Origin of the sequence: Aeromonas sp. ASNIH8 (assembly GCF_002919855.1) — a bacterium.
GTDB classification, from domain to species: domain Bacteria; phylum Pseudomonadota; class Gammaproteobacteria; order Enterobacterales; family Aeromonadaceae; genus Aeromonas; species Aeromonas caviae.
Genome location: NZ_PQLN01000010.1, coordinates 41,740 through 56,523 on the forward strand (window position 1 = coordinate 41,740; position 14,784 = coordinate 56,523).

Below are 14,784 nucleotides of genomic sequence, written 5' to 3' on the forward strand. Positions count from 1 at the left end.
CTTAATCTTCCTTCAGACGGCGGCGACTGGCACTGGCAAGCAGCACCCGCAGGCCCCAGCCCAGTACCAGCATGCAGAGCAGGGTCAGCCCGGCAAGACGCACCTGATAACGGGCAAACAGTTGCCAGAGACGCTCCCACCACGGCAGGTAGCCCACCTCGTAGCGCTCCCCCACAACCAGACTCTTCACCCCGGATTCCCGGATGATGGCCACCGAGCCTGCCACCTGATCGCGCAGGGTCCGGGTCTGCAGGGCATCATTGAGCAATGTGACCCCCGCCGGTCCATCCGCCAGCAGTGCGACCAGGCTGCGCTGATCATGGGTCGGCGATTGCAGCCCCAGGATGACGGCGATGGCCCGGTTGCCCGTCATGCCCACCCGGGCCTGGGGCTGGCGATCGGCCATGGTGTGCAGCAGATCCCCCTTGTGCTGGCGGGTTGGTTCGTTGACCCAGCTGCGCGTGGATTGCAGCAGGGCGTCGGGAGCCAGATCCCCTCGAAACTCCTCCGGCAGGGTGCCAATGAGCAGGGTATCCCGATCCGCAGTGCGCGCCCGCTCCCAGTCGTCCAGAACCTGCAGGGAGAGCGCCGGATACCCGGTCTCGGCCCCGATGGCACCGACGGCATCGAGCAAGGTGGTGATCTGCCCGGGATGGGGTCTGGCCGGCATGACAATCTGGGTGTCGGCGAGATCCGCCATCCGGCTGAACGGGAAGCCGGCATAGGCGAACGCCTTGAGGTCGGGCACCTCGATGAAGTGGCGATAGCCGGTGAAGTCGATGGTGGAGCCCTCGTCAATGCGCACCTGATGGGTAGGCGGCATCATCAGGTCGCAACGGCCATCCTCCGTCCCTCCCATGTATTACTGGGCATACTCGAACGAGAAGCTCAGGCTGTTGGCCTGGGTGGTCTTGAGCCCGGGCATGCGCAGCGCCATGGTGTCGCCGTCGTCGGCAAACCAGAGCGGCAGGGTCAGCAACCGCTCACTCTTGACTTCGCCGGGCTCGAGCGTGAACGACTTCATGAGCTGGCCGTTGACCCCCACATCCAGCCGGGAACCGTCGCGCAGGGTGGGCGAGGTGTGGTGATACTTCAGCTCCGTCCTGATGCCGTTCTCCCCCAGCAGGTAGAGATCCGGCGGCAGGCGCAGCGTCAGGCTCATGGGCCACAGCGTGCGCCCCGTTGCCTGCAACTGGCCCGGGTACTCCGTGAGCTCGTCAAAGCGCATCTTGCGATCCAGTCGCACCCAGTTCGGGGCGTCGTAGGGTTGACGCGGGGAGAGCGGCTTCACCTCGTCCACCATGACGCTCTGGCCACGCAGCATGACATCGCCTCGCGCCAGCCCCTGCACCGCCGTCAGCAGATCCTGCTGATCACGCCCCAGGATCAGCAGCAGCTTCACATAGGGGTTGTCGGGGGAGCTGATCATGTCGATGGTGGGCCCCTTCACCTCGGGATAGTCCACCAGGAAATCGGGGCGCGCGTCATTGGTGGCAAAGATCACGGCGTTGCGATCCGGCAACTGGTTGATGAGCACCGGGAAATGCTGGCCCCGCCACTGGGCCTTGGTGCCGAACCAGGAGGCCAGCACCGCCGCCGCCTGCTGCTGCTCCGGGGGCACTGAGCCCGTGAACACCATGGGCAGAGTCAGCTTGCCATTGTCCCGCACGTCGAGGAACGGCATGGGGAAGAAGGAGAGCTCGTTGCGCACCGGCAGGGTCTGCAACTGCAGGGTCAGCTTGCTGTCCCGGTTGACGTTGAGCCAGAGGGTATCGCTCGCCGGGTTCTCGCACACTTTCTGATAGTGGCCGACGAAGCTCACCTTGAGGCGGTTGAAATCCTTGGCATAGCGGGGATCCAGCTCGATGCTGGCATGGGTCATCGTCCCCATCTGATCCTGGTTGAGGGCCGTCACCCCCATCAGCTCGTCATTGAGATAGACCTTGACCTGGGAGATGAGCGGCAGCAGGGAGGGCGATGGCGTGAAGTTCAGGTCCAGGGTGGCCCGGGTCACCACCTCGTCCCGCCGCACGGTGAAGTCGGCCAGTCCGTCTGGCGTATTGCCGCGCAGGGACAGGGTGCCTGGCGATGATGCCATCTGTTCAAAGCTCATCCCCTGGGTGCGCACCGGAGCGGGAACAGGCGGCAGGGGGCCGACGGCCTCGGCGGCGGTCGCACCCTGAGCCATCAGCAGGAGAGGAATAAGGTAGCGTTGTGGTTTCATCATCCTTTCACTGTCTGTGAGGTCGGAGTCCCGGCCCGGAAATCTGGGGAGACGCGACGGGGAACGAAGGAGAGGAGCCAGCGAGCCAGCTTCTCGAGGAGGATACAAACAAAGCCGATGGGTGAGGTACGGGCCAGACGCCAGTAAGCCCCCCAGCCGAGCAGGGTAATGTCTATCAGGCTGTGGAGGGGGCGATCCTCGCCCAGACGCTGCTGCCACAGGGACCAGGTATCGGCCCGGGCGAAGGTGCACTGGATGAACTCGACATGCTGCGCCTGCGCCATGGGTTCCAGCTCCAGTCCCAGCTTGCAGCCGAACACCCGCTGCACCTTGGCGGCGAACGCCTGCTCCCGCTGGTCATGGCGCAGCAGCAACCAGACCCTCTCCTTGTCGGCCAGGGGCAGGGGCGCCTCGAGCAGCACCCCGACCCCCCGTTGGAGTAATCCCTGACGGTACAGGGGTAGAGGTGACCGTTCGCCAGCCTGATGGCCGCCGGCATCACCATCTCCACCCTGGGGTTGGCACGGACCTGCCGCGATTCGAAGGCCTCCGCCAGGGCGCCGCCCAATATGGTCATGTTGTAGAGGGTCCAGATCATGCTGAGGATCAGGGTCGGCACCTCGTCGGCAGGGCCGGTGCCGATTCGCCAGAGGCCGAACCCCAGCCCGCACAGATTGAGCAGGATCAGCAGCAGATAGGGGCGGGAGACCGACAGATCGAGGAACACCTCCTCCGTCATCCCCCCCTTGGCGGTCACGTTGAACGTCCTCTTGTGAGGTGCAAAGAGCGCCACCGTGGTCGGCCTGGCGATGTACCAGGCCAGCACCGTCTCATAGACCTCGCCCCAGAAGGAGTGGCGCACCTTGCCCTGCAACCGGGAGTTGGTCAGGGCGCTGTGGAAGATGTGCGGCAACATGTAGAGGGCGATGGCCGCCGCCGGGGCATAGATGATGTAGGCGTGCAGGATAAGGAAGGCGAGCGGCGCCGTCAGGAAGATGAGCCTCGGTATGCCCGAGAGGAAATGCAGCATGGCATTGAAGTAACACAGCCGCTGCCCCAGCTTGAGCCCCTTGCCGAAGAGGGGGTTGTCCAGACGCAGGATCTGCACCATGCCGCGCGCCCACCGGATGCGCTGACCGATGTGGGCAGAGAGGCTTTCGGTGGCCAGCCCCGCCGCCAGCGGGATCCGGATATAGGCCGAGGTGTAGCCGAGGCGGTGCAGCCGCAGGGAGGTGTGGGCATCCTCGGTGACCGTCTCCACCGCGATGCCGCCGATCTCGTCAAGGGCAGTGCGCTTGATGACGGCGCAGGATCCGCAGAAGAAGCTGGCGTCCCACATGTCGTTGCCATCCTGCACCAGGCCGTAGAAGAGGGCCCCCTCGTTCGGCATCTTGCGAAACCGTTGCAGGTTGTGTTCGAACGGATCGGCGGAGAAGAAGTGGTGGGGGGGCTGGACCACGCCCAGACGGGGATCCCGGTAGAACCAGCCCACCGTCATCTGCAAAAAGGAGCGGGTCGGCAGGTGGTCACAGTCGAAGATGGCGACCAGATCCCCGGTGGCCATCTTGAGGGCGTGATTGATGTTGCCCGCCTTGGCGTGCTCATGGGTCGACCGGGCCACATAGCGGATCCCGGCCTCCTCGGCGAAGTCGCGAAACGCTGCCCGCCCCCCGTCGTCAAGCAGCCAGATGGTCAGCTTGTCGGCGGGCCAGTCGAGCCCCATGGCGGCGTAGACAGTCCCCTTCACGATGGCGAGATCCTCGTTGTAGGTGGGGATCATCAGATCCACGCTGGGCCACTGGGCCGGATCCGCCGGCAGTTGTGCCGGAGGGCGGTGCAGGGGCCATGCGGTCTGCCAGTAGCCGAGCAGCAGCAGGCCGCAGGCCAGGCTGACGGGATCGAACCAGTCGAGGGTCGAGGTGTAGCGCCACCAGATGTAGCGGCAGGAGATGGTGAGGGAGAGCACCATCATCATCAGCATGGGATAACGGCCCGGCACGGCCCGCAGGATGAAGGCCATGGCCGCCAGCAAGAGGACGAACACCAGTTGCGCCTGCAGGGTGAACGGCTGGGTGACGCAGAGCAGGGAGAGGCTCCCGGCCACCACGCAGAGCAGCACGCTCTTCCAGCGTGCCTCGCGGGGCGTGGCCCTGGCGGCGGCCAGCCCTTTCTCCTCCTGACGGGCCAGGAAGGCGCCGAGAGTCTGAGTGCCCCGGTGCCAGAGCCGTTGCCAGGAGGCAGGCCAGCGCAGAGGGATGGGCTGTGGGCGACGCACTATCATCCAGAGGCTCTGCAACAGAACGCGCAGGGGATCCCCCACCCGGGGGTGCGTCAGCTGGGGATAGAGCCCCCGGGCATGGCCCAGCACCCATTGCCAACCATGACGCTCGAGGGGGAAGATAACCCAGGCCAGCAGCCAGCCCAGGGTCAATGCGGCCGCCCCCGGGCGGGAAGCCCCCCGCTCGCGCAGTGCGCGATAGCGCTGCGAGCACCAGAGGCCCGCAGCCGGCGTCAGCAGACGCACTCTCATCGGGGGGCCTCCCCCTCTGCCAGACACCAGGTCGCCAGGGCGGCCAGCTCGTGGGCAACCAGGCTGGTGGGCGCATAGCGGCCGACCGGCAGCTTGGCGGCCATGGCCTCCGCCATGGCTTCGTCCCTGTGCAGATGAAGATTGAGCAGAGGGAGCCCCCCTGCCAGCCAGAGATCCAGCAACCCCTGCTGCAGGGCCCGCTGGCTGGAGAACTGGGTCACCAGCAGACGCTCATCGGCCGCCCAGGGGTGGCGGTGAAGCCGCACATGGCAGTTGGCATCCGCATTGACCACCAGCAAGCGCCTGCAGGGAATGACGGGGGCCATGCCCAGGGGCAGATCCAGCAGTACCAGATCATAGCCATCGATCCCCGCCAGCCACTCGGCCGACGCCCCCTGCCCCCCGCCATGGGAGAGCAGATCCAGTCCCTCCTCCCGGCGGTGAAGCGCTCCTCGCCACTCCCGCGCCGGCTGGGTCAGCCGGCTCCAGCCTCCTGGATCGTCATGGGGCAGGCCAAGGTGGATGCCAAGCTGGTTGTCCGGGCAGAGATCCACCGCCAGCACCCTTGCCCCCTGCTCATGGGCAGCCTGGGCCAGTCCGGCCACGATGGCGGTGGTCCCCACGCCTCCCCGGATCCCCTGCAGGGCGATCACCTTCATGCAGACCTCCCCTCGCCTGTCCCCTCGGGCCCTTTCACCGCCACCTCCGCCAGCAGGGGGAAGCGTGCGCACAAGGCGGCGAGCCGCTCCCTGGCGGCAATATCCTGATAGGAGAGGCTGACACCAAAGGCCTGCTGGACCATGGCCACGTCATTGATCACCGAACCCTCCACCGGGACGCCGAAGGGGGTCTGCATGTCTGATTGCCGTTCGCTGCGCATCGTCACTTCCGGTCTCATTGGGGATAGGGGACCCAGTCCCCCTGCCCCAGCTTGATGTGGTACTTGCCCTGATATTCGATCACCACCGAGCCCTGGTTCTCGGACACCGACGGGGTCTGCGGCAGGTCGCCCAGCAGGGCATCCCAATCGATGGTCTCGCTCCCGAACACATCCTTCCCCACCAGCCTGGAGACCAGTTCTGATACCGCCAGGAAGCTGCTGGGGGTGTCCACATTGCGGGTCGCCTCGTGGGGCGCCTTGGTACCGAGCAGGGCAACCCCCACCGGCACCTGGGTGATGCTCGGGCTGGGAATGTCCCGCAGCCCGGCCATCTGCATCTTGTCGCCGGTGAGAGCGGCGCCGTGCTCAGGCACCATCACCACGGCCACCTTGCGGCCGGATTGCTCCAACGTCGTCATGAAGTCGTCCAGCTGATCCAGCAGGGTCTTGAACCTCGCCTTGTAGGGCGCTATCTGGCGGCTCGCCACATAGCGGTTGCCATCGTGCAGGGCGATGAGGTTGAAGAAGGTGACGTTGCGTGCCGCCTGGCTCTGTGTCCGCTCGTTCAGCCAGCGGCCGAACAGGGCATCCCCGCGATAGATGGGCTCGCCATCGAAGGAGGCGAGGTCATGGGCCAGCCCCTTCTTGTCCATGGGGGTCACATCCAGCCCGGCATACTGCTGCAGGCCGGTCAGGTAATTGCCAAAATCCCCCGAGTGATCCATGGCCACCTGTTTGGCAAAGCCGAGCTGGGCAAGGTTCTCGAACAGCAGACACTGCTTCGGCGCCGTCACATAGAGCCCCTGGTGGCTGGTCTGCCCGCAACTGGCCCGCAGCAGGCGAATGGAGCTCGGGCCGCTGTAGGAGGTGGCGGAGTTGAAGCGGTTGAAGCGAATGTCGAAGTGGGACCAGACCGAGTGCCCTGTCAGGCCGCTCGCCTCCACGTCACGCCAGGCCAGGGAGCAGACATTGATGATGAGCACATCGAAGGGGGTCGCCTGGGCTGGCAGGCTCTCCGGGAAGTGCACCAGCCTCTCCTGCTCCTCCCGATAGAAGTCATCGAGATAGGCGTTGAGGTTCTCGTTGGTCGGCGGGGCACTCTGGTCAAGCTGCTCCTCCATGGGCAGCACTGAGGGGCGGGTCTCCTCCCGGGGCGTGCTCGCTCGCCCCCTTGCTGCTCGCGAAGGGATTGCTCACCTGGGGCGAGACCCAGAGCCAGAGCAGCGCCAGCAGGATCCAGGGGGTGAAGCGCAGCCATTGGGCGATGAACAGATAGAGCGTCAGCAGCACGAACCCCGCGCCGACCATCTCCCAATTGATGAAACGCCCGAGCAGCTCAGCCCAGTAATCCAGGGTGAAGGAGAAGACCTGGCTGCCCTGGGCACGAATGCTCTCTATCCCCGGCAACCAGGTATCGTGATAGAAGATCCCCGCCCCCACCGGCAACGCCAGCCAGTGCCGCGCACGGCGCCACCCGGCCCTTGGCAGGGGAAAGATCAGGAAGGCGGCAAACACCAGGTTGATCAGGGGGTGGAAGTTGAGATATCCCCCCCAGAGCAGGGCGAACTTGGCAAGAAAATAGACATTCCAGCCACCCAGGCCGTGCCAGTCCAGCCAGGGGGAATCGGCATCAGAAACATGTCGGGTCATCGGCGATGAGTCACCTGTTATCGTGGGCCCCCCGAAGGGGCCGGGCACACTGCAATGGTTGTCAAAAGAATAGCCTGACTATATATGCAACTATTTCTTTTGTCTCAGGCGGCGCCGAACCTGGCTCCCCCGGATGGGTGGGAGGGGAATGAGAGGGGCCGTATGCATCCATATATTATCCAAACGATGCCGATAAGGCAGCCTTCTCTGACAAAATGGGGGGAACGTGCAGACGGGATGCAGGATCCTGGCAAGGGCCCCGCATTCACCACTGCGACAGACTTTGTCAGCCCTGTCGCCATCTCGAACAACTTGAGGCCACCACTGGATTGCGCCATCATATCGGCCCGGCTGATGGCCGGCCGAATTGGACAGTCAACTTCAAGGACCCCCCATGTTTGAACACGTCGATGCCTATGCTGGCGACCCCATACTGACGCTAGTCGAAACCTTCCACAAAGATACCCGCGAACAGAAGGTGAACCTGGGGATTGGCCTCTATTACGATGAGCAGGGCCGCATTCCGCTGCTGCCGTCGGTGCAGCAGGCCGAAGCGCAGCGCGCCGCCGCCCCGGCCCCGCGCCCCTACCAGCCAATGGAAGGCGCCGCCAACTACCGCACCGCGGTGCAGCACCTGCTGTTTGGCGCCGAGCACGAAGCGGTCAAGGCGGGTCGCATCGCCACCATCCAGACCATCGGCGGCTCAGGCGCGCTGAAGATCGGTGCAGATCTGCTCAAGCGCTACTTCCCGACCTCCGAGGTGTGGGTCAGCAATCCCACCTGGGACAACCACAAGGCGATGTTCGAGGGGGCCGGCATCAAGGTGCACGACTACCCCTATTACGATGCGGCCACCGGCGGCGTGCTGTTCGACGCCATGATCGACTGCCTGAGCAGCCTGCCGGCGAAAAGCATCGTGCTGCTGCACCCCTGCTGCCACAACCCGACCGGGGTGGATCTCTCCCGTGCCCAGTGGGACCAGGTGATCGCTCTGATGGTCGAGAAGAACCTGATCCCCTTCATGGACATCGCCTATCAGGGCTTCGGTGACGGGCTGGAAGAGGATGCCTATGCCATCCGCGCCATGGTGGCCGCCGGTGTCAGCTTTTTCGTCAGCAACTCCTTCTCCAAGAACCTCTCCTTCTACGGCGAGCGTTGCGGCGGCCTGTCGGTCATCTGCCAGGATGCCGAAGAGGCGAGCCGGGTGCTGGGGCAGATGAAGGCCACCGTGCGCCGCAACTACTCCAGCCCCCCCACCCACGGCGGCCAGATCACCGCTGCGGTAATGAGCCAGCCCGAACTGCACGCCATGTGGGTCGGTGAGGTGACCGAGATGCGCACCCGCATCAAGGCCATGCGCCAGAAGCTGTTCGAGGTGCTGAGTGCCAAGGTGCCGGGCCGCGATTTTGGTTACTTCATCAACCAGCGCGGCATGTTCAGCTACACCGGCTTCACGCCGGAGCAGGTGGACCGCCTTCGGGAAGAGTTCGCCGTCTACCTGGTGCGCTCCGGTCGCATGTGCGTGGCGGGCCTCAACAGCCGCAACGTCGACTACGTGGCCGACGCCATGGCCGCCGTGCTCAAGGGCTAAGCCCGCAAGCCCCGCTCAGGCGGGGCTTTTCGTTTGTCCCCTTGCCCGTGGAACCGTGATGGATCTCATTGCCCTCTCCCGCCTCGGCGGTCGCCACCTGGTGACCCTGCATCTGCTGCTCGACACCCGCAGTGTCACCCGCAGCGCCGAGCGCCTCTGCACCACCCCCTCCACCGTCAGCAAGACCCTCAACCAGTTGCGCGAACTGCTGGGGGATCAACTGCTCTACCGCCAGGGCAACCAGTTGCTGCTGACCCCGTTTGCCGAGCGCCTCGGCCCGACGCTGCGCCGCCTGCTGGGGGAGCTCAACGGCCTCACCAGCCAGGAAGGATTTGCCCCTGCCAACTGGCAGGGGGAGCTGAACCTGGCGATGCGGGAGAGCAGCATGATCTGGCCCATGGGAGCCGTACTGGGTCAGTTGATGCAGGAGGTGCCGGGGCTGATGCCCGTCGTGCGTAACAAGGACGAGCAGGGACTGGCTGCTCTGGCGGCGGGCAAGCTCGACTTCGTGATCCTGCCCCACGATCAGAGCCAGCCCGGGGTCAATCAGCCCGGCCTCGTCTGGGAAACCTTGCGGGAGGACGAGCTGGTCTGCCTGATGCGCGCGGATCATCCGGCGTTGACGCGCCCCTGGGATCTCGATGCCTACCTGAGCTGGCGCCATATCGCCATTCGCGATCAGGAGCTGGCCGACCCCTTCTTCGAGCAGAGTCTGGCCCAGCGCCAGGTACGGCGCAGACTGGGGGTCACCCTGCCGGATTTTGGCAGCGCCGCCGCCCTGCTGCGCCAGAGCGATCTCATTCTCACGGCCGTGAAGGGCTGGGCTACCCGGGCTTGTACCCAGGGGCTGGTGAGCCGCCCTGTCCCCTTCGATTACGGCGCCGTGACCCACAGCCTGGTGTGGTATGGCCCCCTGGGGGAAGATCCCGCCCTGCGCTGGTTCCGTCAGCGCATCCTGCAACTGGCCCGGGAGCTGGACGCCCCAAAATGATGCCTGGTGGCAGGAATCAGGGTTTCTTGGTGTAGATGGGGCCAGGGAAAGAGGTGACGTTGTTGCCCAGTTCGGTGATGCGGGCGGCCCCCTGCTTGCGCACCTGATCGACCCGCAGCACGTGGTGCATGGGAATAAGGGTGCGGGTGACGTCGGCAAATTCGCTCTTCAGCTTCTCGTGGCTGGGGTCGACGATGAGCGCCGTGTGGGTGTCCCACACGAAGTGGGCGATCTCGATGAAGCCGAACAGCTGGCCCTGATTCACCTCTCTTACATAGACTTCGTAACGCTCGCTGTGACAAATGAACTGCACTCGATAAAGGGCGTTGGATTCACTCATGGGTATCTGTTGGTGATGGACGGTTTGCCCATTCTAGCCGTCCCCTCGGACAGCCCCTATAGACAGAGTTCACAGTTGCGTCATATCGGGTCACAGCCTCCCGACGTGCCGCAGAGATCAGATCGCAGGCAGCATCACGGCCCCAAACCCCTTGGCCTTCAATGCGTTGGCAAGCACTGTCAGATCAGCCGACCCGGCTTCTGGCCATGACAGCGCCTCCCCTCGCACCCCATGGTGGCGAAAGCCGTTGAGGCGGATGGGCACGGGCCCGAGGGCACGCAAGAAGGCGGCAAGCCCTGCCTCCAGCGTGCCGTCGGCGGCGAGATAATCGCTCTGCCCCGGTACCTGCAGCAGGCGCACCTCCGCCAGCTTGCCCGCCTGCGCGAGCAGTTGCAGCGACGCCAGCACCCGCTCGCGGCCATAGCCGGTCAGCGAGTGATGCACAGAGTCGCGCCACCCCTTGAGGTCTATCATGGCGCCGTCCAGCACCGGCAGCAGCCGCTGCCAACCCGTTTTCCCCAGGGATCCGTTGCTGTCGAGCAGGCAGGTGAGACGGGCCAGATCTGGCGCAGCCTTGATGGCCGTGAACAGGGCGATCACGAAGGGCAACTGGGTGGTCGCCTCCCCGCCGGAGACGGTGATGCCGGTGAGCAGCGGGCCATAGCGGCGCAGCAGGGCCAGCACCTCTGCCACCGACATCTGGCGCGTCTTGGGGCTGGCGTGACGAGGGCAGACATCGAGGCAACGGTCGCAGTGGGTACAGAGCTCGGCTTGCCAGCTCACCCGCCCCTCCTGCATCGCCAGGGCTCCGCCCGGGCAACCGGGCGCGCAGTCACCGCAGTGATCGCACAACCCCATGGTGTGGGGGTTGTGGCAGCCGGGGCAGCGGAAGTTGCAGCCCTGCAAAAACAGCACCAGCCGGTTGCCGGGGCCGTCCACGCAGGAGAAGGGCAGCCAGCGGCTCACCGTCGCCCTGAGCTCGGCCCCCTTCGGCCTGCCGTTCTCAGTGCTCATTCAAGAGGGTCTCGATGGCCACCACCCGCGGTGCCCGCTGGCGGATCCCGGTCAGCTCGCTTGCCTCGGCGCCGAGGCAGGTGGTCTGCAGCCGCGAGCCTTCTGCCGCGAAGCGGGCCAGGTCGCGCTTGCGGATCATGTAGCCGGTCACCCGCACCAGATCGCTGTCCGCCACGTTGGCACTGAATTCGCGCATGCCGAGGGCGAAGGCCCCCTTGCAGAGCTGCAACAACGCCTGCGGATTTTGGCGTATGGTGGGATCCAGGGTCAGGATCTCGCTGATCCCGGAGTGATAAAAGCCGTGGTGGGGCGCCAGAGCCAGCAGGTGACTGGCGGGATCCGGCTCCTCGCCATAGGGGATCCGAACCCCCGGAGTCACGCCCCTGTCCACGCTGAGTCCCCCCTGGGAGTGGAGCAGGGCGCGGCCGCCCCAGGCATGGGTCTGGCCCCTCCTGGCCACCCATTCGGAGAGGCGAGCCGAGATGCGATAGCCAAGCTGGTTGGCCTCATCGTCATAGCCATAGCGCCACGGCAAGCCTCCCTTCTCCATCAGCAGGTTCACCGCCTCCGCCATGCCAAAGATGCCGAACATGGGGACGAAACGCGCCTCCTCGATCAGCCCCTCCTCCACCAGGAAGCTGTCGAAGAAACCCGACTCCCGGTGCAGGAAAGCGGCGCGCGCCTCGATGAGTCGCGAGGCCTGCTCGCAATAGTGAGGCAGCGTGCGCGCCATGAAATCCTCAACCCCTGCGCTCTGCCCGGCCACGCCCTTGAGGGAGATGCGCACCAGGGTGTTGGCGCCACCGGCCTGCGGCAGGGCGTTGTAGCAGCTGACGATGCCAAACCCACGCTGGTCGAAGGTATCGCGATGGATCGGGTAGTTGGCGATATGCGGCTTGCTGCACTCGGCGATATTCTTCACCGCCAGCAGCAGCAGATCGTCGGGAGTCTGCTCCGGATCGTGAAAGAAGGTGAGGTTGGGGGCCACCTGCTTGAGCTCGTTGTCGATGCGCAGGATCAGGCGGCAGATCCGGTTGTCATCGGGGCCGATATTGACGTGCATGAAGGCGTCCGGCAGCACCCGGTCCAGATAGATCCAGAACCCTTTCAGCTTGCGGTAGAGAGTCTCGTCATCCAGCTCGCCGACAAAGGGGAGCAGCAGCTGATCGAGCCGTCCCAGCCAGACCGGCATCCCGGTGACGGAGGGCACGTGGTGATAGAGGATGCGCAGGGCATCGAGGGCCTCGTCGAAGTCCCGCGGCGGAGCCAGCTCAAGCCAGGCCGAGCCCTGGCGCAAAAACCGCGCGTAATCCGGCAGCACATAGCGCGGCTTGTAGGGGGCGTGCCCCTCGAACATGTCGCACAGCACCCCTTGTGCCATGGCATCCTGCACGGCGGCAGGCAACTCGGGGTAAGGCAACGCGTTTTCGGCGGCGAGCGCCAGGGCCCGACCCTTCTGGGCCGATGAGAGCAGAGGGTCGCGCACGATGCGCTGGCAGGTTTCGGTGAAGGACATGGTTCACTCCGTGGCGGGTGGAGCCAAAATCCTCACACTTGGGAGGTCTTTTTTGAAGTGACATTCCCAACAGAGCGGATATCCCATCAAGACATCCGCCATGCCGGATCACGGCACATCCTTCACCAGGGCCAGAACAGGGCCACGCCCCCCAGCCAACGCAGCAGGAAGAAGCCCCCCATGCCGACGACCACCACCACCAGGGTAGGCAGGCGCAGCAGGGTCAACACCGTCACCAGCAGGGTGGCGGCCAGGTAGTCCGGATCCCAGTCCAGCCCGTGGCCGGGCTCATAGCTGAAGACGATGGGCAGCCAGATGGCGGTCAGCACCGACTGGGCCGAGAAGCTGAGGAAAGCCCCCATCTCGGCCCCCGGCTGATAGCGGGTCAACCGCGAGAAGAAGGCAAAACGGTTGAAGAAAGTGATCAGGGCCAGCAGCCCTATCATCAGCCAGCCCATGATCACCTCCTCATCCGGTGCAATACATAGCCCACCACCATGCCGGCCAGGGCCGAGACGATGATGTGGATCTCCGCCAGCAGCGGCTTGGTGACGAGCGCCGTCCCGCCGCTCACCAGGGTGGCCGCCACCATGGGCAGGTTCTTCATGGCGGGGAGCGTCATGGCGATAAAGGTGGCGGCGATGGCAAAGTCGAGCCCCATCTTGTCCAGCCCCTCGATGTACTGGCCGGCGGCGATGCCGAGCAGGGTCGCCAGGTTCCAGAACAGATAGAAGACAAAGCCCGCGATGAGCGCATAGGCGGGATTGAAGGCGCCGCTGCGCTCCCTCTCTTTCAGCGCCACCGCAAACATCTCGTCGGTCAGGAAGAAGGCGAGGCTGGCCCGCCAGCGCAGGGAGAGCGGCAGCACGTCGCGCCGGAAGGTGAAGCCATAGAGCAGATGCTGGGAGGTGATCACCATGGTGGAGCCCATGATGGGCAGCAGCGGCGTCCCCGCCCCGAACAGGGTGGTGGCCGAGAGCTGGGCCGCCCCCGCATAGACCAGCAGCGACATCAGCTGTGCCTGGAGCGGGCTCATACCCGCCTGAAGCGCCAGGGCGCCGCACAGTATCCCCCAGGGGATGACGGAAATGGAGAGCGGGAGCATATCCAGAGTGGCGCGCCACCAGAGTGCCCCCGTGCGCTCGGGCGCAGGGAGGCGGGTTTCCGACATCATGGGATCATCCTTGTCACAGCCAATGCGAACCGGGAAAACTAGCACGGCGCAGGAGGCAGTGTCACGTCATGGTCTGCGACAAATGCAACGCCCGCATGAGAGCGGGCGTTGGCAGGCGGGATCAGGGCTCGATGATGATGGGGGTGCCTGGCTCGATGGCGTTCCAGATCTCGTCCATCTCGTGGTTCAGCACCGCAATGCAGCCATTGGTCCAGTTGGACGGCTGCACCCTGCGATCCCCCAGGCTGTTGCGCTGGCCGTGGATCATGATCATGCCGCCCGGGTTCACACCCAGCTCGTTGGCGCGCTTGATGTCGTCCAGATTCGGGTAGTTGATGTGAATGGCCTTGTAGAAACCGGAGTTGCTCTTCTTGTAGTCCAGGGTATAGCGACCTTCCGGGGTACGCTGATCCCCCTCACGCTGCTTGTGTCCCTTGGGAGCCGGGCCCAGGGCAATCCAGTAGCGCTTCACTTCCTTGCCATCCTTCATCAGGGTCAGGCTGTAACTCGACTTCTTCACCACCACCATATCGGCGGACAGAGTGGCAAAACTCAACGCGGGCCACAGCCCCAGCAAACACAGCAATACGGCTCTCACTATCCATCCCTCTGCGAGCCTTCTGGGCTCTCTTGTTAGCAAATCATCTGAATGCCGCCACCCTCTGGTGGCGAGCGAGCGCCATGATATGGGATCGCCGTGAATACTCAATATATCGGGAGAAACATATCTGTGGCCAGCAGGGGGAAATGGCCGTCAGCCCGCCATGCAGACACCCTGCCAAGGGCAGGGCGTCGCCTCTTGCCAGCAACCGGGCGCCTCAGCGCAGGTCGTCAAGGCCAGGAAGATGGCGCAGGAAGAAAAACCAGCGGGCAA

Annotated in this window: 13 protein-coding genes and 1 pseudogene; 2 read left to right on the forward strand and 12 right to left on the reverse strand. The window is 64.8% G+C overall.

The annotated features are described in order from the left end of the window. Nucleotide 1: 1 nt before the first annotated feature. The 6 genes and pseudogenes from bcsB to bcsG (C3418_RS24655) all read right to left on the reverse strand — a co-directional run bounded on the left by bcsB (nt 2) and on the right by bcsG (C3418_RS24655) (nt 7,284). Nucleotides 2-2,227, reverse strand: a pseudogene (gene bcsB, locus C3418_RS04520) (cellulose biosynthesis cyclic di-GMP-binding regulatory protein BcsB). Between the two features lie 172 nt (nt 2,228-2,399). Next, the gene (gene bcsA / locus C3418_RS04525; protein ID WP_258039805.1) at nt 2,400-4,754 is read right to left on the reverse strand and encodes a UDP-forming cellulose synthase catalytic subunit; all 2,355 of its coding nucleotides are present in this window, start codon (nt 4,752-4,754) and stop codon (nt 2,400-2,402) included. After that, entirely contained in the window at nt 4,751-5,413 is a 663-nt protein-coding gene (gene bcsQ, locus C3418_RS04530) for a cellulose biosynthesis protein BcsQ (RefSeq protein WP_039039465.1), read from the reverse strand. The genes bcsA and bcsQ overlap by 4 nt, the downstream gene beginning before the upstream one ends. Then, a complete protein-coding gene (gene bcsR / locus C3418_RS04535) occupies nt 5,410-5,634 on the reverse strand; it encodes a cellulose biosynthesis protein BcsR (RefSeq protein WP_042014611.1) in 225 nt (74 codons plus the stop codon). Before bcsR ends, bcsQ begins: the two co-directional genes overlap by 4 nt. A gap of 14 nt (nt 5,635-5,648) precedes the next feature. Further along, a complete protein-coding gene (gene bcsG, locus C3418_RS04540) occupies nt 5,649-6,755 on the reverse strand; it encodes a cellulose biosynthesis protein BcsG (protein ID WP_258039807.1) in 1,107 nt (368 codons plus the stop codon). Then, nucleotides 6,739-7,284, reverse strand: coding sequence for a cellulose biosynthesis protein BcsG (bcsG, locus tag C3418_RS24655; protein ID WP_258039806.1), 546 nt, complete (start codon nt 7,282-7,284; stop codon nt 6,739-6,741). The genes bcsG (C3418_RS04540) and bcsG (C3418_RS24655) overlap by 17 nt, the downstream gene beginning before the upstream one ends. Before the next feature lie 394 nt (nt 7,285-7,678). On the opposite strand from bcsG (C3418_RS24655), the gene C3418_RS04545 reads away from it, so the two are divergent. Then, nucleotides 7,679-8,875, forward strand: coding sequence for an amino acid aminotransferase (locus tag C3418_RS04545; protein WP_103858054.1), 1,197 nt, complete (start codon nt 7,679-7,681; stop codon nt 8,873-8,875). Nucleotides 8,876-8,933: 58 nt separating this feature from the next. Next, entirely contained in the window at nt 8,934-9,866 is a 933-nt protein-coding gene (locus C3418_RS04550; RefSeq protein ID WP_103858055.1) for a LysR family transcriptional regulator, read from the forward strand. Between the two features lie 16 nt (nt 9,867-9,882). Here the strand turns inward: C3418_RS04550 and C3418_RS04555 are convergent, their stop codons facing one another. The 6 genes from C3418_RS04555 to C3418_RS04580 all read right to left on the reverse strand — a co-directional run bounded on the left by C3418_RS04555 (nt 9,883) and on the right by C3418_RS04580 (nt 14,508). Further along, complete coding sequence (locus C3418_RS04555; protein ID WP_039039461.1) at nt 9,883-10,206, reverse strand: DUF1820 family protein; 324 nt, start codon at nt 10,204-10,206, stop codon at nt 9,883-9,885. Nucleotides 10,207-10,323: 117 nt separating this feature from the next. Next, nucleotides 10,324-11,172 carry a YjjW family glycine radical enzyme activase gene (locus C3418_RS04560; RefSeq protein ID WP_103858061.1) on the reverse strand — a complete coding sequence of 283 codons (849 nt, stop codon included), beginning with the start codon at nt 11,170-11,172 and terminating at the stop codon, nt 10,324-10,326. Nucleotides 11,173-11,209: 37 nt separating this feature from the next. Next, nucleotides 11,210-12,736 carry a YjjI family glycine radical enzyme gene (locus C3418_RS04565; protein WP_103858056.1) on the reverse strand — a complete coding sequence of 509 codons (1,527 nt, stop codon included), beginning with the start codon at nt 12,734-12,736 and terminating at the stop codon, nt 11,210-11,212. A 122-nt stretch (nt 12,737-12,858) separates the two neighbouring features. Continuing rightward, on the reverse strand, nt 12,859-13,194 hold the full coding sequence (locus C3418_RS04570; protein ID WP_010672834.1) for an AzlD domain-containing protein: 336 nt from the start codon (nt 13,192-13,194) through the stop codon (nt 12,859-12,861). A gap of 2 nt (nt 13,195-13,196) precedes the next feature. Then, on the reverse strand, nt 13,197-13,910 hold the full coding sequence (locus C3418_RS04575) for an AzlC family ABC transporter permease (RefSeq protein WP_041210991.1): 714 nt from the start codon (nt 13,908-13,910) through the stop codon (nt 13,197-13,199). Nucleotides 13,911-14,031: 121 nt separating this feature from the next. Then, complete coding sequence (locus C3418_RS04580; RefSeq protein ID WP_029313677.1) at nt 14,032-14,508, reverse strand: murein L,D-transpeptidase family protein; 477 nt, start codon at nt 14,506-14,508, stop codon at nt 14,032-14,034. Between the last annotated feature and the right edge of the window lie 276 nt (nt 14,509-14,784).

What these genes read in the sequence shown, in the direction of transcription:
- bcsA (WP_258039805.1), bottom strand. Translation starts at nt 4,754, where the DNA reads ATGAGAGTGCGTCTGCTGACGCCGGCTGCGGGCCTCTGGTGCTCGCAG.
- bcsQ (WP_039039465.1), bottom strand. Translation starts at nt 5,413, where the DNA reads ATGAAGGTGATCGCCCTGCAGGGGATCCGGGGAGGCGTGGGGACCACC.
- bcsR (WP_042014611.1), bottom strand. Translation starts at nt 5,634, where the DNA reads ATGCGCAGCGAACGGCAATCAGACATGCAGACCCCCTTCGGCGTCCCG.
- bcsG (WP_258039807.1), bottom strand. Translation starts at nt 6,755, where the DNA reads ATGGAGGAGCAGCTTGACCAGAGTGCCCCGCCGACCAACGAGAACCTC.
- bcsG (WP_258039806.1), bottom strand. Translation starts at nt 7,284, where the DNA reads ATGACCCGACATGTTTCTGATGCCGATTCCCCCTGGCTGGACTGGCAC.
- C3418_RS04545 (WP_103858054.1), top strand. Translation starts at nt 7,679, where the DNA reads ATGTTTGAACACGTCGATGCCTATGCTGGCGACCCCATACTGACGCTA.
- C3418_RS04550 (WP_103858055.1), top strand. Translation starts at nt 8,934, where the DNA reads ATGGATCTCATTGCCCTCTCCCGCCTCGGCGGTCGCCACCTGGTGACC.
- C3418_RS04555 (WP_039039461.1), bottom strand. Translation starts at nt 10,206, where the DNA reads ATGAGTGAATCCAACGCCCTTTATCGAGTGCAGTTCATTTGTCACAGC.
- C3418_RS04565 (WP_103858056.1), bottom strand. Translation starts at nt 12,736, where the DNA reads ATGTCCTTCACCGAAACCTGCCAGCGCATCGTGCGCGACCCTCTGCTC.
- C3418_RS04570 (WP_010672834.1), bottom strand. Translation starts at nt 13,194, where the DNA reads ATGGGCTGGCTGATGATAGGGCTGCTGGCCCTGATCACTTTCTTCAAC.
- C3418_RS04575 (WP_041210991.1), bottom strand. Translation starts at nt 13,910, where the DNA reads ATGATGTCGGAAACCCGCCTCCCTGCGCCCGAGCGCACGGGGGCACTC.